The organism is Stenotrophomonas sp. ZAC14A_NAIMI4_1 (genome assembly GCF_003086915.1).
Taxonomy (GTDB): Bacteria; Pseudomonadota; Gammaproteobacteria; order Xanthomonadales; family Xanthomonadaceae; genus Stenotrophomonas.
Genome location: NZ_CP026002.1, coordinates 2,684,584 through 2,701,646 on the forward strand (window position 1 = coordinate 2,684,584; position 17,063 = coordinate 2,701,646).

At 66.0% G+C, this 17,063-nt stretch carries 16 protein-coding genes and 2 tRNA genes; 9 read left to right on the plus strand and 9 right to left on the minus strand.

Features of this window, described 5'->3' with window-relative positions; all coding sequences use genetic code 11:
• Positions 1-77: 77 nt before the first annotated feature.
• Genes C1926_RS12130 through C1926_RS12145 form a run of 4 tightly spaced genes read right to left on the minus strand, consistent with a single transcriptional unit; the run spans position 78 to position 5,711 of the window.
• Positions 78-1,211: a hybrid sensor histidine kinase/response regulator gene (locus tag C1926_RS12130; RefSeq protein WP_108759364.1), complete on the minus strand. Its 1,134-nt coding sequence runs from the start codon at positions 1,209-1,211 to the stop codon at positions 78-80.
• Complete coding sequence (locus C1926_RS12135; RefSeq protein WP_108746575.1) at positions 1,208-1,780, minus strand: chemotaxis protein CheB; 573 nt, start codon at positions 1,778-1,780, stop codon at positions 1,208-1,210. Before C1926_RS12135 ends, C1926_RS12130 begins: the two co-directional genes overlap by 4 nt.
• Positions 1,780-2,604 carry a CheR family methyltransferase gene (locus C1926_RS12140; RefSeq protein ID WP_108759365.1) on the minus strand — a complete coding sequence of 275 codons (825 nt, stop codon included), beginning with the start codon at positions 2,602-2,604 and terminating at the stop codon, positions 1,780-1,782. The genes C1926_RS12135 and C1926_RS12140 overlap by 1 nt, the downstream gene beginning before the upstream one ends.
• On the minus strand, positions 2,601-5,711 hold the full coding sequence (locus C1926_RS12145) for a response regulator (RefSeq protein WP_108759366.1): 3,111 nt from the start codon (positions 5,709-5,711) through the stop codon (positions 2,601-2,603). The genes C1926_RS12140 and C1926_RS12145 overlap by 4 nt, the downstream gene beginning before the upstream one ends.
• A 178-nt stretch (positions 5,712-5,889) precedes the next feature.
• Between C1926_RS12145 and C1926_RS12150 the strand changes: the two genes are divergently transcribed.
• Positions 5,890-7,020 carry a PAS domain-containing sensor histidine kinase gene (locus tag C1926_RS12150; protein WP_108759367.1) on the plus strand — a complete coding sequence of 377 codons (1,131 nt, stop codon included), beginning with the start codon at positions 5,890-5,892 and terminating at the stop codon, positions 7,018-7,020.
• Positions 7,013-7,372 (plus strand): response regulator, encoded by a 360-nt coding sequence (locus C1926_RS12155; protein ID WP_108746572.1) that lies wholly within the window; start codon positions 7,013-7,015, stop codon positions 7,370-7,372. Before C1926_RS12150 ends, C1926_RS12155 begins: the two co-directional genes overlap by 8 nt.
• A 25-nt stretch (positions 7,373-7,397) precedes the next feature.
• Here the strand turns inward: C1926_RS12155 and C1926_RS12160 are convergent, their stop codons facing one another.
• From C1926_RS12160 to C1926_RS21500, 3 genes are all read right to left on the minus strand, one after another.
• Positions 7,398-8,081 carry a MarC family protein gene (locus tag C1926_RS12160; protein ID WP_108760685.1) on the minus strand — a complete coding sequence of 228 codons (684 nt, stop codon included), beginning with the start codon at positions 8,079-8,081 and terminating at the stop codon, positions 7,398-7,400.
• 68 nt (positions 8,082-8,149) lie between these two features.
• Positions 8,150-8,260, minus strand: a complete 111-nt coding sequence (locus C1926_RS21710) for a DUF3827 domain-containing protein (protein ID WP_216822010.1) — start codon at positions 8,258-8,260, stop codon at positions 8,150-8,152.
• A 648-nt stretch (positions 8,261-8,908) separates the two neighbouring features.
• Positions 8,909-8,987 (minus strand) — tRNA-Ser (locus C1926_RS21500).
• 159 nt (positions 8,988-9,146) lie between these two features.
• Between C1926_RS21500 and C1926_RS12170 the strand changes: the two genes are divergently transcribed.
• Positions 9,147-9,701 (plus strand): hypothetical protein, encoded by a 555-nt coding sequence (locus tag C1926_RS12170; RefSeq protein WP_108759368.1) that lies wholly within the window; start codon positions 9,147-9,149, stop codon positions 9,699-9,701.
• A gap of 252 nt (positions 9,702-9,953) precedes the next feature.
• On the opposite strand, the gene C1926_RS12175 is transcribed toward C1926_RS12170, so the two are convergent.
• Together C1926_RS12175 and C1926_RS12180 are read right to left on the minus strand one after the other, a co-directional pair.
• Complete coding sequence (locus tag C1926_RS12175) at positions 9,954-10,508, minus strand: HEPN domain-containing protein (RefSeq protein ID WP_216822011.1); 555 nt, start codon at positions 10,506-10,508, stop codon at positions 9,954-9,956.
• Between the two features lie 438 nt (positions 10,509-10,946).
• Positions 10,947-11,023: transfer RNA gene (locus tag C1926_RS12180), tRNA-Arg, on the minus strand.
• A 115-nt stretch (positions 11,024-11,138) separates the two neighbouring features.
• Between C1926_RS12180 and C1926_RS12185 the strand changes: the two genes are divergently transcribed.
• The 6 genes from C1926_RS12185 (at position 11,139) to C1926_RS12210 (ending at position 17,046) form a co-directional block, all read left to right on the plus strand.
• Entirely contained in the window at positions 11,139-11,777 is a 639-nt protein-coding gene (locus tag C1926_RS12185) for a phosphatase PAP2 family protein (RefSeq protein WP_108759370.1), read from the plus strand.
• Between the two features lie 83 nt (positions 11,778-11,860).
• A complete protein-coding gene (locus tag C1926_RS12190; RefSeq protein ID WP_108759371.1) occupies positions 11,861-12,223 on the plus strand; it encodes a hypothetical protein in 363 nt (120 codons plus the stop codon).
• Between the two features lie 80 nt (positions 12,224-12,303).
• The gene (locus tag C1926_RS12195) at positions 12,304-13,413 is read left to right on the plus strand and encodes a polysaccharide biosynthesis/export family protein (RefSeq protein ID WP_108759372.1); all 1,110 of its coding nucleotides are present in this window, start codon (positions 12,304-12,306) and stop codon (positions 13,411-13,413) included.
• 10 nt (positions 13,414-13,423) lie between these two features.
• Complete coding sequence (locus C1926_RS12200) at positions 13,424-14,095, plus strand: YjbF family lipoprotein (protein WP_254057257.1); 672 nt, start codon at positions 13,424-13,426, stop codon at positions 14,093-14,095.
• Between the two features lie 3 nt (positions 14,096-14,098).
• Positions 14,099-14,851 carry a capsule biosynthesis GfcC family protein gene (locus C1926_RS12205; protein WP_108759374.1) on the plus strand — a complete coding sequence of 251 codons (753 nt, stop codon included), beginning with the start codon at positions 14,099-14,101 and terminating at the stop codon, positions 14,849-14,851.
• Positions 14,851-17,046 carry a YjbH domain-containing protein gene (locus C1926_RS12210; RefSeq protein WP_108759375.1) on the plus strand — a complete coding sequence of 732 codons (2,196 nt, stop codon included), beginning with the start codon at positions 14,851-14,853 and terminating at the stop codon, positions 17,044-17,046. The genes C1926_RS12205 and C1926_RS12210 overlap by 1 nt, the downstream gene beginning before the upstream one ends.
• Positions 17,047-17,063 lie beyond the last annotated feature (17 nt).

Genomic DNA, 17,063 nt, shown 5'->3' on the forward strand with positions numbered 1-17,063 from the left:
TGGCAACGTGAGTCGCCACGGTAGCAGCTACGGACGAGCCCGTCTCAGTTCGCTCCGGCGCTGCCTGAAGAATTCAGTTAACGGCCAATGCGGGTATCGGCGTGGCGCGGCAGCACCGCTTCGAACACCACCTGGCCCTGCTCGTTGCGCGCACTCAGGCGTCCGCCATGAGCAGCAACGAACTGGTCGACGATGTACAGGCCAAGGCCGAGCCCCTTGCTCTGGTGGAAGCTCGCCTTGAACGGCTCGAACAAGCGCGGCAGCAGCGCTTCCTCGATATGCCCGGCATTGCGCACGCGCAGCGTCACCACACGCGTATCGCTGCCATCGACGGCAACGCGCACCACGTCCTTGCCACCATGGGTGATGGCGTTGCCTACCAGGTTGGCCACCACCTGCCCAAGGCGATCCATGTCGCCGTGCAGCGTGGCATCACCGTTTGCATCGAACGCGATGCGATCGCTGCCGTGCGCGCTGCCGGCCTCGGCGATCACGGCACGGGCCAGCTCCTCCATGTCGCAGGCACTGGCTTCCAGGCGCAGGCCACCGCTGCGGATGCGCGAGAAATCGAGCAGCTGCTCGACCATGCGCGCCATGCGCACGGTGCTGGCTTCCAGGTGCTGCAGGGTCTGCTGCGCGCTGGTGTTGCCCGGCGGCAGCTCCAGCGACAGCTTGTCGGCGCACAACAGGATGGCCGACAGCGGCGTGCGCAGGTCGTGGGTCAGCACCGCCGCCATCGTCTCGTTCAACTTCAATGCGCGCTCCAGCGCGTCGTTGCGCGACTTCAGCAGCTGGCGCTGCTGGTAGAGCTCGATGAAGACATTGACCTTGCTCAGGATCACCTGCGGCGCCACCGGCTTGTGCAGGAAATCAACCGCACCGCTTTCGTAGCCCTTGAACGCGCGCACCGGGTCATCCGGCGAAGCGGTCAGGAAGATGATCGGCACATCGCGGCTGCGCTGCGAGCCACGCATCAGCTCGGCAAGGGTGAAGCCATCGATCTCCGGCATGTGCACGTCCAGCAGCGCCAGCGCCACCTCGTGTTCCAGCAGCAGTTCCAGCGCCTGCGCGCCCGAACCAGCCAGCAGCAGGTTGACGCCCTCGCGGCGCAGCAGCGCCTGCATGGCCACCAGGTTCTGCGGCACGTCATCGACGATCAGCAGGTTGACCGGGGTCTGCGACTGCGCAGGGTCCGGTGGCAGCAGGTTCATGCGAACAACTCCTTCAAGCGACGGCACATCAATTCAAGAGGCAGCACGGCGTCAGCGCCGGCGTGCTGCAGGGCGGAGGCCGGCATCATCGATGCTTCAGCCTCCTCGGGGCATTGCAGCCAGGCGCGGCCACCGGCCGATCGCACCGCAGCCACGCCTTCACTGCCATCGCTGCTGGCGCCGGTCAGCAGCACCGCCAGCAGCTGCGGCCCGAAAATGGCCGCGGCAGACTCAAACAGCGGATCGATGGCCGGGCGCGAAAACAGCACCGGCTCATCCATCGACAGTGCGATGGTCTGCGCGTCTTCCACAAGCAGGTGGTAGTCGGGGGCGGCGAAGGTCACCGTCGCAGCCTGCAACGGCTGCTTGTCCTCGGCTTCGCGCACATCCAGCGCGCAGTACGGCGCCAGCACCTCGGCGATGCGGCTGCTGCGGTCGCGCGGCAGGTGCAGCACCACCAGCACCGGTATCGGCAGGCCGGCCGGCAACGCGCCCAGCAGCGCCTGCAGTGCCGCCACGCCGCCGGCAGAGGCACCGACCACCAGCAGGTGCGGGCGCGGGGCGGTCATCACACCACCTTCCGGTACAGCCGGTGCTCGCGCGAGCAGGCTTCGAACGCATCATGGTGGCGACCGAACTGCAGCGACTCCTTGCTGCCCAGGCCGAGGAAGCCACGATGCACCAGCGCCTCGCGGAACAGGCCCACCGCGCGGTCCTGCAGGTCGCGGTTGAAATAGATCAGCACGTTGCGGCAGGACACCAGGTGCACTTCGGAAAACACCGTGTCGGTGGCCAGGCTGTGGTCGGCAAACACCACATTGCGGCGCAGCTGGCGGTCGAACACCGCACCGTCGTAGGCGGTCGCGTAATAGTCCGACAGCGAGCCGGTGCCACCGGCAGCCAGGTAGTTGCGGCTGAACTGCGCCAGGCGGTCGATGCTGTAGGCGCCGGCTTCGGCCGTGGCCAGCGCCGCCGGATTGATGTCGGTGGCGTAGACGATGCTGCGCTCCAGCAGTCCTTCCTCGTGCAGCAAGATGGCCAGCGACCAGACCTCTTCACCGGTACTGCAACCGGCCACCCACAGCTTCACCGACGGGTAGGTGCGCAGCACCGGCACCACCTGCTCGCGCAGCTGCTTGAAGTAGGCCGGGTCGCGGAACATCTCCGAGACCTGCACGGTGAAGAACTGCATCGCCTGGGCGAACAGGTCCGGCTCGTGCAGCAGGCGGTGCTGCAGGTCAACCAGGCGCTCGCAGTCGTAGCGCTGCATCGCCTGGCGGATGCGCCGCCGCAGCGAAGACACCGCATAGCTGCGGAAATCGTAGTGGTAGCGCTGGTAAAGCGCCTCCAGCAGGACCTTCAGCTCCAGGTCGAACAGCGCCTGTTCGTTCATTGGCGCGAGCACCAGACCCGGCACAGCGACACCAGCTTGTCCACGTCGATGGGCTTGGCGATGTAGTCGTTGGCACCGGCCTGCAGGCAGCGCTCGCGGTCATCAGGCATGGCCTTGGCGGTCAGCGCGATGATCGGCAGGTCCTGCAGGTGGCGCTGTGCCCGGATCTCGCGCATTGCGGTCAGGCCATCCTTCTCCGGCATCATGATGTCCATCAGCACCAGGTCGACCTCGCGCTGGGCCAGGCGGTCGACCGCCTCCTGCCCGTTGCGCGCGATCTCCAGCGTCACGCCCAGCGGTTCGAGCACGCTGGAGAGGGCGAAGATGTTGCGCACGTCGTCCTCGGCCAACAGCACGGTGCGGCCATCGAGCACGGTGTCGCGGCGGCGGGCCTCGCGCAGCAGGCGCTGCTGGTCGCTCGGCAGGCTGGCCTCGACGCTGTGCAGGAACAGCGTCACCTCGTCGAGCAGGCGTTCGGGCGAGCGAGCGCCCTTGATGATGATGCTCTTGGAATAGCGGCGCAGGCGCTGCTCTTCCTCGCGGCTGAGCGCGCGGCCGGTGTAGACGATCACCGGCGGGAAGCCGACCTCATCATTGCCGGCCATGTGTTCCAGCAGGTCGTAACCGCTGCCATCGGGCAGCGACAGGTCCATCACCATGCAGTCGAACGTGACCGTGCTCAGCTGCTCCACTGCGGCGGCCAGGGTACCTACCGCGACGATCTGCAGCTGGTCGCGGCCCAGCAGCAGCTCCAGGTTGCGGCGCAGGTCGCTGTCATCCTCGACGATCAGCAGGCGGCGCACGTCGCGCTGGCTGGTCTGTTCCAGCTGCTCGATGGCTGCGGCCAGCCGCTCGCGGGTCGCCGGCTTCACCGCATAACCAATCGCGCCGAGCTCGCGTGCGACCTGGCTGCGGTCCATGGCCGATACCACATGCACCGGAATATGGCGGGTTTCCGGGTTGCGCTTGAGGCGTTCGAGCACGCTCAAGCCGGATACGTCCGGCAGGCCGATATCCAGCAGGATGCCGTTCGGGCGCAGTTCGCTGGCCAGCGTCAACGCCTCTTCCGCCGTCGTTGCCACCACGCAGTCGAAATCAAGTTCGTGCGCCAGCGACACCAGCGCCTCGGCGAAGCTGGCATCGTCTTCCACCGCCAGGATCAGCCGTCCGGCACGCTGGCGACGGCTGCGATCATCGGCGACGCTGCCGCTGGCGCTGGCCATCGCCGGTGCGGCGGCCATGGCCAGAGGCGCGGCAGCGGCCACGTTCTGCACCGACGCCATCAGCACCGGCGCCCTCTCGCCCTGCTCTGCCGGCACTTCGCTGGCCGGCGCGCCCTGCAGCGGCAGTTCCAGGATGAAGCAGCTGCCGCGGCCCGGCTCGCTGTCCACCTGGATGTCGCCCCCCATGCGCACGGCCAGGTCGCGCGAGATCGACAGGCCCAGCCCGGTGCCACCGTAGCGGCGGCGGGTGCTGCCGTCGGCCTGGCGGAACGCTTCGAAGATCACCTGCAGCTGGTCACGGGCGATGCCGATACCCGAATCACAGACTTCAAAGCGGATGCGTCCATTGCCGGCGGCGCGCACATGCAGGCTGACCTTGCCGTGTTCGGTGAACTTCAGCGCGTTGGCCAGCAGGTTCTTCAGGATCTGCTGCATGCGCTGGTTGTCGGCCACCAGCTGCGTGGGCGCCAACGCATCGGCTTCGATCTGCAGGGCCAGGCCCTTCTGCCGCGCCATCGGCTCGAACGTCTCGCGCAGGCGCTGCAGCACGCTGTCGACCACCACCACTTCGTCGGCCAGTTCGACATGGCCGGCTTCGATACGCGACAGGTCGAGGATGTCGTTGATCAGCGCCAGCAGGTCGTTGTTGGACGACAGGATCGCGCGGGCGTACTTGACCTGTTCCTCGGTCAGCGTGCCGTCCTTGTTGTCGGCCAGCAGCTTGGCCAGGATCAGCGAGCTGTTCAGCGGCGTGCGCAGCTCGTGCGACATGTTGGCCAGGAACTCGGACTTGTAGCGCGAGGTCGCGGCCAGCTCGTTGCTGTTGCGTACCAGCTGGCCCTGCGCCACCAGCAGCGCCTGCTTCTGCGCCTCCAGCTCGTGGGTGCGCTCTTCCAGCTGCACGTTGCTCTGTTCCAGTTCGGCCTGCTGTTGCTCCAGGTGGCCCTGCGACTGCATCAGGCTGCGGCTCTGCTCTTCCAGCTCCTCATTGGCCACCCGCAGCTCTTCCTGCTGCGCCTGCAGTTCCTCTCCCTGCCGCTGCGATTCTTCCAGCAGCACGACCAGCTGCGCGCGCAGCAACGAGGCGCGCAACGCCATGCCGAGCGTGTCGCCACAACGTTCCAGCAGCTCCGCATCCAGGGTGCGCTGGCCCGCTGCCTGCGAACGGCCCAGCTCGACCACGCCCACCACTGTGCCGTCGCTGCTGATCGGCGCCAGGATGCGCTCGCGCACCGTTACCTGGCCCAGGCTGGATTGCAGCTGCAACGCATGCTGGTCGTCGCCCTGCACGTGGCGGATCTGCTGGTCGCGTGCGGTCTGGCCAAGCAGGCCGTCCTGCAACGTGACCGAGGACGGCAGCCCGCTGGGCAGCGAGACGCCGCCGGTCAACTGCAGCCGGCCACCCTCGATGCGATACATCACGCCCACGTCGGCCTGCAGCTGGCCGGCCAGGCTGGTCATCGCCGCATCGGCAATCTGCTCCGGGCCCAGGTCGCCGCGCAGGCTCATCGACACGGCGTTTTCCGCTTCCTGCAGCCACAGCGCCCGCATGGCCTCGCGCCGCGCGGTAATGGCGCGCGAGACGATAAGCGCGATCATCAGGAAACCGACGCCGCCAATGGTGCGGTTGACGAACGAGAACGAGGAGTTGGTGCTGGCCGGGGCGACGTTGTAGCCGATGGCCAACAGGCCGCAGGCGATCACCGCCACCACGAACGGTGCCCGCGCACTGCGCTGGAACACGGTGACGCCAATAGCCATGAAGTACAGCAGCCACACCGCATAGCCCAGCGGAACCACCAGCTCCATTCCGATGGTCGCAGCCAGCAGCACGGCGGCAGCCACCCAGATCCAGCGGTCACGCGTTGTTGCACCAGGACGCATGCGGGTCGGTTCCAGAGCACGAAAGGTCGATGATGTTACTCCCTGTCGCATTCAGCCGCATACGACCAATGGCACACGCACCGCGTGCACAAATCCTTCACGCTTGCCTGCCTACGGTCGCATCCCTTACAGGGGTATAACTGATTTCTACGTGGACGCTCTTGCTTCTACGCCTTCCGTGCTGACGGACACGTCCCGCCAACTGCGATTGCTGATCGACAGCGTTCGTGACCATGCCCTGTACCTGCTTGACCCCCAGGGCATCGTCTGCAGCTGGAACCCGGGCGCCGAACGGATCAAGGGCTACCGTGCCGACGAAGTCATCGGCACCCACTTCAGCCGCTTCTACCTGGCCGATGAACGCGATGCAGGCGAACCGCAGCGGCTGCTGCACCTGGCCGCACAGAACGGCCATGTGGCCAGCGAGGGCTGGCGGGTGCGCCGCGACGGCTCATCGTTCAGGGCCAGCATCGTCATTGAAGCGGTGCGCGAGAACGGCGAGCTGCTCGGCTTCGTCAAGATCACCCGCGACATCACCGAGCACTGGCAGGCCCAGCGCCTGCTGCGCGATGCCCAGCGGGCCCTGCGCCAGACCCAGCAGTTCGAGACCGTGGGCCGGCTCAGCCGCGGCCTCTCCCACGAGTTCAACAACCTGCTGACCACGGTTGGCAACGCACTGGACCTGCTGTCGCTGCGGCTTGGCAGCGATGCCCGCGCCGCCGAGCTGCTGGCCACCGCACAGGCCGCGACCGACCGTGGCTCGCTGCTGACCCGGCAGCTGCTGGCCTTCAGCACCGGCCAGACCCTGATCCGCGAGCCGCTGGACATCAACCAGCAGATCAGGCAATGGCTGCCCGGCCTGCGCAGCGCCTGCCCACCCGGCGTAACCGTGGAAGCCGAGCTGGCCCCGGGCCTCCCCCTGCTCAGCACCGACCCGCTGCAGCTGCAGACCGCGCTTGCCAACCTGGTGGCCAATGCCGCCGACGCCACCCTGGACGGTGGCCGCGTCCTGGTGGCCACCGCGCTGGAGCACCGCCTGGATCCGGACGCGGACACCGCGCTGCAGCGTCGATATGTGACACTAAGCGTCTGCGACGAGGGCCATGGCATGGCCCCGGACATCGCTGAACGGGCCACCGAGCCCTTCTTTACGACCAAGGACATCGGCAAGGGCAGCGGTCTGGGCCTGAGCCAGGTGTTCGGTTTTACTACCCAGAGCGGCGGCTTCGTTGATGTGTCCACCACGCCCGGTGTCGGCACCACGGTCAGCCTGCTGCTACCCGCAATGGAGGACCCTGCCCATGACTGATGACACGCTCCGCGTATTGATGGTGGAGGACCAGTCCGATCTGCGCGAGATGATCGGCTTGGCGCTGCGCGATTTCGGCATCGATGTGGCAACCACGTCCGACGGCCACGAAGCCGTCGCCCTGATGCAGGGCGGGGAGCGCTTCGACGTGGTGTTCAGCGACGTCAGCATGCCCAATGGCATGTCCGGCATCGAGCTGAGCGAACACGTGGCGCGCGACCAGCCGCACGCGCGGATGATCCTGTCGTCCGGCTATGCACGCTCGCAGCTGCCGCCGCTGCCCGATCAGGTGGAGTTCCTGCCCAAGCCTTACCGGCTGCGCCAGCTGGTGGAATTGCTGCAACAGAGCTGAAGCATCCACGCAGCCAGGCCCGGGATCATCCCCCGAAGGTCTGCTGGTTCAGGTCCACCCAGCCGGTCCACATCAGCTGGATGCCGATGCACAGCAGCACGAACGCTACCAGCTGCTGCATGACCACCGCACCGGTCGGCCCCAGCCGGGCAACCAGCACGATCGAATTGCGCAGGATCAGGTAGATCACCGACACCACCAGCAGTGCCCCGCCCACGGCAACAACCACGCCCGACAGCAGGTGCAGCGGCGTCACTGATTCGACATGGGTGCCCAGGGTGATACAGGCGGCAATCGTGCCCGGCCCGGTGGTGAGCGGGAACGTGAGTGGAAAGAAGCTCTTGCGCTGCAGCTCGGGGTCGGCCATCGCCGAGGCCTGCTCCTCCGCCGCGCTGGGCGGATCGTCCACGCGCGCCCCCAGCATGCGCCACCCCGCGGCCGCCACCAGCAGGCCGCCACCGATGCGCACCACTGGCAGCGAGATGCCGAACAGCGACAGCACGTAAGTGCCGACCAGCATCGCCACCACGATCACGATGAAACTGTTGAAGGCAATCTGACGGGCCAGGCGCTTGGCCACCTGCCGTCGGCCGCCCACGGTCGACACGAAGATCGACGCCGTGCTGAGCGGATTGATGATCGGCAACAGGGTGACCGGCACCAGGATCAGCTCACCGGCCACCGTAGCAAGCACATCGGGCAAGGGCATCATGCGCTCCGCTGGAATCTGGCCCTGCAGGGTCGAGCATGCCCGACTCTACAAAGGCCGGCCAAGCGTTACCAGTACTGGGTGACCAGGATCAGGGCGATGACCGCCGCGACCCCCGCCACGATCCACAGACCGTGCCGCTGGCGAAAGCTGGGCTTGGGAGTGCCTGGGGTATTCATTGCACGCATCCAGAGTGGGGAATGTGCATCCACCCTGCTGCAGCGCTCGTGCAATGCACGTGCATGCAGCGCAGCCGCGACGTGAGCGCTCAGCTCGCTTCGTCGCGCTCGCGGTCCACCCGCAGACGGCTGACCCGCCAGCCCCCGTGCGAATTGAAGCGCCCGGTGTCACCGGTCAAGCCGTAGCGCAGGGCCAGCCAACCGGCCCGCACCGCCCCTACATGCCACTCGCGGACTTTCCTGTACGCATACCGAAAACGACGTGCTTGCATGGGCACACCCCAAGTGTGATGTTCATCACGATTTTCGGACGATAGCGCGAATTCATTTCCGCCGGAAGACAGCCCTGCCCTGCCGCCTTCAGCGCTTCCGGCGGCGCCAGACCCGGTCTGCGACATGCACCAGGCCGAGCAGGCAGGCGAACACCAGCGCTACCTCACCGATGGCGAGCAACAGGTCCACGGGATACTCCAGCCGACAGGAATGCGGGCAGGCTACTGCCGTGGAAAAGACGGCCAACCTGTGCTGCAGGGTCACCGTAAGCGCAAACAGGGTTCCCGTTCTGCAGGGTGATGCGCATTTCCGGCAATGGGATGCGGATGAATGCGGGGACCGGCGGCGCGATGTGCGTGAGCCACGCCGGAAGCGTGGTGACCCCGGCCCGATTCGAACGGGCGACCTTGCCGCTGCTTCTTCCAACCGCCCGGCCTGCTGCTGCTCCCGGGTCGGTCAAAGAGCCCTGAGCAAATCGCTTTTCGACGTGTGTCACATCGCTCGTCCCTTTAGGGCTTTCCCTACAGCCTTCTGGGTGACTCTCCGATTGCGCCCTTCAGGGGGAGATTGCGACTGTGCGGGAGCAGTGCAGCACTACCTTACTCATGGAGAGATGGAAGTGAATTCAATGCAAAATGATTGCAGGACTGCCCGCCCCACGCCGCGTCGCTTCGTGCTGAGCGTATCACTCGCTCTGTTGTCGGTTGGCTTCGCCCAGAGCGCCGTAGCAGGTCAGTGGGTGCCAACGGGACGCGTTCTGTGGGTTGACTCGGAAACCATCCAGCCTTATCCGGTGGCCTATACAAACTTTTGCCAAGGAGGGGTGGATGGCCCCAGCGGCGTCTACACGTATGGCGATTGGGGTCCGGAAGGCTTTGGCTCGTGCCCAACTGACGCTTACACCGGCTTCCAAGAAATGAAGGGCTACGGCGGCACCTGCAGGACGGACCCCCAAGGCGTTGGTGGTGGCTACTCCTGCGAGGAGAAACACCACACCTTCAATGGTCAAACCTACGAAGGTGCAATGCCGGCGAGCTGTAGCTCGCCAGGTGTCTATGGCGTAAGCCACCTCTACCGTAGAGAACTCGTGTACTTCGGCTCCGGCCACATGCCTGATGACTTCTACGACAGGTTCTACGACAGCTCCGAAGAGTACGTCTGCCAGTAGTTCGCACCTCAGCCATACACGTCCCCGCGCGAGCGGGGACACTGCGTTACATCGGTCCAGGATCCTTCACGACCCTTGACCGTTCTGCAGCGGCCTGGCCAGCAGTCGGCTACCAGCCACTACGCCTCATCTTCTGGTTATCGTCACGGTAGACAAGGCCACCGTGTGGGACCGGTTCAAGAAGGATTCGGAACTGGCAGGCGTGGGTGAGCACCTGCAGGCGCCATCTCAAAGCTCATGTACTGACTGGTCCTATGCACCAAACAGAAGGCTTTCGAGCTCTTCCTTGGTCGGTACACGCCTGGATTCGATCATCCTTATGATGACTTTGCGCAGCAGCTCAAGAGATGCCAGCAAGTCCTCCGAGGAATGCTTTGGAGACCCGTGGGCTGCGGCGGACCTCGCGTCATAGAGCTTCATGACTCGCTTATGCTGGGCGATTCTCTCGGGCCCGGGCGGTTTCAGGTATGCAGCGATCATCACTGATACGCGAAACCTGAGCTCGCTATTTGCCCCAGTGAAGAGAGCTTCAAGTGCGCCCCACACAGAGACAAGTCCGAGGGCAGTGCTGTGAATCAATTGAACATTGGAAATTGCGTCCAGCGCTAAGCTGAATGATGCACTCGATTCAGTCAGATCGATTGCGGCCTCCCAATGATCTCGAATCCACTCCAAATCTTTCAGAGCATCCCTTTCAGTCGCCGGATGGAGTTCGAAGTACCAAGGCTGCACCTCGACAGCAGAAGCAACGTGCACCCTCTCCTTCTCAGGCGCCCATTCAATCTTGTGAGGATGAATGTGGGACACCAGAGTCCAACGAATCCGAGGATCGACCCACAGTCGCAGCAGCCCCGCAATGTAGCGTGCGATGGCTCCGGAGTCAGATTTCGTACGCCTGTAGCCGGCGGGGATAAAAAGAACTGCCTCGGAATCGAAAGCGAAGCCGCTCCCGGTCGCAACCCAAGGACCAGGATGATGCCGACCCGGTGCTGAAGGTCGTTCAAGGGCAACCATTGAGCTAGACATGACGTGGGTGTAACTCGGGCTGATCGACAACCCATGGCCCAAGTCGAACGCCTGGTCTCCCACACGGAGAGACGACAAGCAGCAGTAGAGGTCCAAGCTCTCAGGTTCTTCCATGATCAGCGCAGCTCTCTTGAACTGTGCCAACTGTGCCAGAAATCGGCCTATTCACAGCAAAACAGAGCTGCCCACCCCGAAGAAAATGACGCAACTCATTGATTCTGGTGACCCCGGCCCGATTCGAACGGGCGACCTTCCCCTTAGGAGGGGGACGCTCTATCCAGCTGAGCTACGGGGCCATTGGCAGCACGCAAGGATACCGCTTCTTGCTGAATGGACCAAGCCACGGGCAGCCGCCGAAACAGCCAACGCCGCTATCCTGTCCGCCCCACCCCGCCCCCGCACCGCCGCCACATGATGATCCTCTGGGAGAGCCTGTCCGCCATCGGCGACAGTCGCGCCCTGCTTCCCCTTGCCTTCGTCCTGGCACTGTTCGTCCCGTCCACGCATCGCCGCCTGCTGTGGCGCTGGGCAGTGGCCATCGCGGTGGTGGCCAGCGCCACGCTGGCCAGCAAGATCGCCTTCATGGGCTGGGGGCTGGGCGTGGAGTCGCTGGATTTCACCGGCATTTCCGGCCATGCCGCGATGTCCAGCACGCTCTATCCAGCGGTGTTCTGGCTGCTGGCCAGCGGCCGCAGCCCGCGCCCATGGGCCTGGGCCATCGCGGGTGCCGCACTCGCCGTGGCGATCGCCTGGTCCAGAGTTCCGCTTGGGGCGCATTCGCTGTCGGAGATCATCGTCGGACTCGGCCTGGGCATGACCGCGTCCGCCTGGGTGCTGCGTGGCATTCGGGTGCCGGCGGGCGCAGTCGCCGCGCGCATGCACGCTGCGCTGCTGGCCATTGTCGCTGGCGCGACCGTGCCGATACTGATGGCTGACCTGCATACGCATGACATGGTGAAGGCCACCGCGAAGGCGCTGTCCGGGCGCGAGCGGGCGCTGGAACGTGACGACCTGCGCAGTTATTCGTCGCCAATCAAACGCCATCAATGAGATGGCGTGCCCTAAACCTTGACAGCCAAGGTTCATCCACCGAACATACAGGTGGAATTTTCCCTGACGGAGCAGGCCTCCCCATGTTCAAGAAGACGATCGCAGTTGTGGCACTGGCGGCCTTTTCCGCCTCCCCGATGATGAGTTTCGCGCAGGAAGCGCAGGCTACCACCGGCGCAGAAACCTCCTCGGAAGCAGCCGCCGCTGAAGTCGCCGGCGCAGAAGCTGCGGGCGTCTCGACTGCTGCAGTGGTTGGTACCACCGTGATTGCTGTTGCTGCGGCTGCCGTGGCTTACAGCGTTGGTGGCGACAGCACCAGCGGCAGCAACGATGGCGGCGGCGGCACCGATCCGGGTGGCCCGGGCCCGGGCGGCCCCGGCACCGGCGGCACGGGTGGCACCGGCGGTACCGGTGGCACGGGTGGTACGGGCGGCACCGGCGGCTGATCGGCGCACTGCGTACCACACAGGCCCTCGCCGGGCGCGACCCGGCGGGGGTTTTTTATGCCTGCCAGAATCCCATTCTCATGAACAACACCACCCATCGTCTTCTTGCCGCTGCACTCACCGCACTGGCACTGTCCGGCTGCGCGCTTGCACCGGGCCAGCACCTGCGCCGTGGCGACGTTGCCATTGACCGCCACAGCGGTGACGGGCAGCTGGAAATCGTCACCATCACTCCGAAGCTGATCGCCCAGGAGAATGCCGCGCGGGCGCAGAAATCGCTGCCGAACGCACTGTTCGACTACCAGCCGGAACCCTACAAGGTCGGCATCGGCGACATTCTCTATGTCACCGTCTGGGATCACCCGGAGCTGACCGTGCCGGCAGGCTCGCAGCAGGCAGGCGCCCTCGCCGGTCGCCTGGTGCAGAGCGATGGCACGTTGTTCTACCCCTATATCGGCAAGATCAAGGCCTCGGGCAAGTCGCCGGTGGAAATCCGCGAAGAGATCAGCCGCCGCCTGGCCCAGTACGTGGAATCGCCGCAGGTGGATGTGTCTGTCCTGACCTACGGCAGCCAGCGCGTCTGGGTGACCGGCGCTGCCGAGCGATCCTCGCCCATCGCACTGGGCACCTCGCCACTGACCCTTGCCGACGCCATCAGCCAGGCGGGACTGAACAGTGCCCAGGCAGACCTGTCGGGCATCCAGCTCAGCCGTGACGGCACCACCTACACCATCAACCTGGAATCCCTGGCCCGTCAGTTCGGCGGCCGCCAGCTGTTCCTCAAGGATGGCGACTCCATCTTCGTGCCCTACCTGGATCGCAAGGAGATCTTCGTGGTGGGCGAGGTGAACCTGCCGGGCGCCTACAGCTTCCGCACCGGCGACGTCTCGCTGAACCAGGCACTGGGCCGTGCACGCGGCCTCCTGCAGCAGACCGCCAACGGCAACGCCGTGTACGTCATCCGCGGCAGCACCGACCTGCTGCAGGAGCCGTCCATGGTCTACCAGCTGGAGGCGCGCTCGCCCACCGCATTCGCCGCCGGCAGCCAGTTCCACCTGCAGCCGGGCGACGTGGTGTTCGTCGGCGCCGCCGGCGTCAGCCGCTGGAACCGCTTCGTGAACCAGCTGCTGCCGTTCACCAGCATCCTGTACAACGCAGCGCGTACCGGAACCGAAGTCAGGGACAACTGATATGGCGCGCATGGACGCGGCCAGCCAGCGGCCGGCACACCGCGCGCTTGCCGCGCTGCTTCCCGCCGTCGTCGCCGCCCTGCTGTTCACCGGCTGCACCACCGGCAGCCGGTCCACGGCAGAAACCTTCCGGCTGATCACCCATCGCCCGGCCCAGGCCACCGCCGAGGGCGTGGCCAGCAACCGCTTCCCGCAGCTGCAGGTGGACACACCTGACATCGTGGCCGTCGCCGTGCTGGGCTACGTCGATGGTGGCCGCCAGCAGTGGTACGCCGGCGCGCACGCCGTGTTCGAGCTGGACCGCCACGGCCTGCTGCTGGGAGGCAGCGGGCTGGGGCAGCAGTGGCACGCGCGCATCGACGGCCCCTCGCCGTTCGACGACCTGCGCAGCGTGACCACGCCGGTGAAGGTACAGCGTCGCTATGACTGGGTTCCTGCGTACCAGGTCGACGTGGCCGTGACCGGCACCCTGAGCCGTGGCGCACTGGAGGAGGTGAACATCCTCGGCACGCGCCGCACCCTGCAGCGTTACGACGAACAACTGCAGGGCGGCATGCACGGCCGCAACGTCTACTGGGCCGATCCGGCCACCGGCTTCATCTGGAAGAGCCGCCAGCATCTGGCGCCCGGCCGTGTGGCGGAGCTGACCCAGCTCAAACCCTATCGCCCGGCCAAGGACTGAGCCATGACGTTTCGACTTTCCGGCCCGGTGATCATCGCCGCGTTGTTTGCAGCCAGCGCCGCCCAGGCGACCGAGGTGCGCATCGAAGGCGCGGCCGCGGCGGCTGGCACGCGTGAGCTGCCGGCCAACGCGCGCCTCGCCGACGCCCTGCTGCTGGCCCGCCCAAGCGCTGACGCCTACCTGCTGGGCACCAGCTTCGAGCGCCCGCAGGCCATGGAAGACCAGGTGCGTCTTCGCGCCGGCCTGCAGTACGGTGCCGGGCAGCTGGCAGAGGCCAGCGACACACAGCTTTCGGCCTTGGCGCAGACGTTGCAGGCGTGGCTCGACGCACATCCGGCCACCGGGCGCATGCCCATCGCCAGTTCCGCGCGCCTGATCCAGGTCCAGCCCGCGAACAATCCGGTGCTCGCCAACGGCGATACGCTGCGCTTCCCGCAGCAGCCGCGCACGATCACCGTGATGGGCGCGGTCGGGCAAGCCTGCGTCCTGCCCCACGTCCCGCAGCGCGATGCACGCGACTACCTGCGTGACTGCCGGCCCAGCGCACTCGCCGACCGCAATGACATCTTCGTGATCCAGCCCGACGGGCGGGTCCAGCAGCTGGGTATCGCCCTGTGGAATCGCGCCGATCCCCAGGCCATTGCTGCCGGCGGCACGCTGTTCGTGCCGCTGCGCGCCCCGCTCCTCAAGCGCCTCGATCCGCTGTTCAACAGCGACTTCGCCGCGTTCATCGCCACCCAGCCTGTCAGCCCGTGATGACCCAGCCCTGCACGCGCGCGCGCCTGGCGCGCCCCGCCCGTTTCGCGCTGAGCGCGCTCGCCCTGTCGCTGTCCTGTGCACTGCATGCCCAGGAAGCGCCGCCGCCCACTGCCAACGAGTGGGGCGGCATCGGCCTGCTGCAGACGCCGACCGCGCGGATGGCCGACGATGGCGACCTGAGCTTCACAGCGTCCTACAACGCTCCGTACGCGCGCTATAACCTGACATTGCAGCCGTTCCCGTGGCTGGAAGCCTCCTTCCGCTACATCAACGTCAACAACCTGTATTACGGGCGCAGCTATGCCGGCAACCAGCACTACAAGGACAAGTCGATCGACTTCAAGCTGCGGCTGTGGGAAGAGTCGCGCATGCTGCCGGAAGTGGCCTTCGGCGTGCGCGACTTCGGCGGCACCGGCTTCTTCTCGAGCGAATATCTGGTCGCCAACAAGAATTTTGGCCCCATCGACGCATCGATCGGCCTGGCCACCGGCTACATCGGCAACCGGGGAGACTTCTCCAATCCGCTGGGCCTGATTGATGACCGGTTCAAGAACCGGCGACGCGGCGCCATCAGCAGCACGACCGAAGCCGGCAAGTTCGGCCTCAGCAACATGTTCAAGGGCCCGGTCGGCATTTTCGGTGGCATTACCTACCAGACGCCGATGGACGAGCTGCTGCTGAAGGTCGAGTACGACGGCAACGACTATCGCCGCGAACCGCGCGACAACAACCTGCGCCAGCGCACGCCCATCAACGTGGGCCTGGTCTATGTCCCGAACCGGAATGTCGAGCTGACCGCCGCCTGGGAGCGTGGTGACGCGGCGATGTTCTCGCTCACCCTGCGCGGCAACCCGGGCAACACGCCTGCAGCACCGAAGCCGTTCGACCCGCCGCCGCAGCGGCTGCTGCCCGCGGCCGCCATCGCCGACCAGCGCGCAGCCGTCGCCAGCAGCGACGTCTCCGGTGCCGGTGCCGCAACCGCCACCAGCACCGACTGGGCAGCGGTCACCGCCGAACTGCAGCGCAATGCCGGCTTCCGTGTCGAGCGTATTTCGCGCCGCGGCGACGAGCTGTACATCGACGGGTACCAGACCCGCTACCTGCATGCCGCCAAGGGCCTGGGGCGCGCCACGCGCATCCTTGCCAATGCGACCGGCGATGACTACGACTGGTTCACCCTGCGCACCACCCGCGTGGGCATGCCGATCGCCGATCTGTCGATCAACCGCGAAGCATTCGCCGGCTACCTGGATGGCACGGTCAGCGAAGACGTCCTGCGCCGGAGCACGGAACTGCAGGCACCCGACGCGCGCGCGCGGGAGACGCTGTACAAGCCCAAGCGCAGCCCCTTCGGCGGCGGTTTCAACGTCGGCTACCGGCAGAACCTGGGCGGCCCCGATGGCTTCATCCTGTACCAGGTCGCAGCCAACTACACGGGCAGCCTGTTCCTGCGCGACAACATCTGGCTGACCGGCACCGTCAGCGCCGATATCACCAACAACTACCACAAGTTCAGGTACAACGCGCCCAGCCGCCTGCCGCGCGTGCGCACCGACATCCGCCAGTACCTGACCACCTCCGACGTGATGCTGCCCAACCTGCAGGCCAATATAGCCGGGCGACTGGCGCCGGACCTGTATGGCATTGCCTACGCCGGTTACCTGGAGTGGATGTATGCCGGCGTCGGCGGCGAACTGCTGTATCGCCCCAGCGGCGAGCGCTGGGCTGTGGGCGCCAACCTCAACCGGGTGCAGCAGCGCGACTACGACCAGCACTTTGGCCTGCGCGACTATCGCATCACCACCGGCCATGCCACGTTCTACTATGCGTTCGACGCCCAGCAGCGCGTCATCGGCTCGCTGTCGGTCGGCCAGTACCTGGCCGGCGACAAGGGTGCCACCCTGGACCTGGCCCGCGTGTTCGACAACGGCGTAACCATGGGCGCCTATGCGACCAAGACCAATGTCTCGGCACGCGACTTCGGCGAAGGCAGCTTCGACAAGGGCATCTACTTCAGCATTCCGCTCGACGGCTTCCTGCCACGCTCCACGCGCGGCCGTGCAGCCTTCAACTGGAACCCGCTGATCCGCGACGGTGGCGCCATGCTCGGCCGCAAGTACGGCCTGTACGGCATGACCGGTGACCGCGACGAGCGCTTCTTCTACGACAACCTGCGCAACGTCGGCGAATGAAAAAAGCCGGGGGCCTG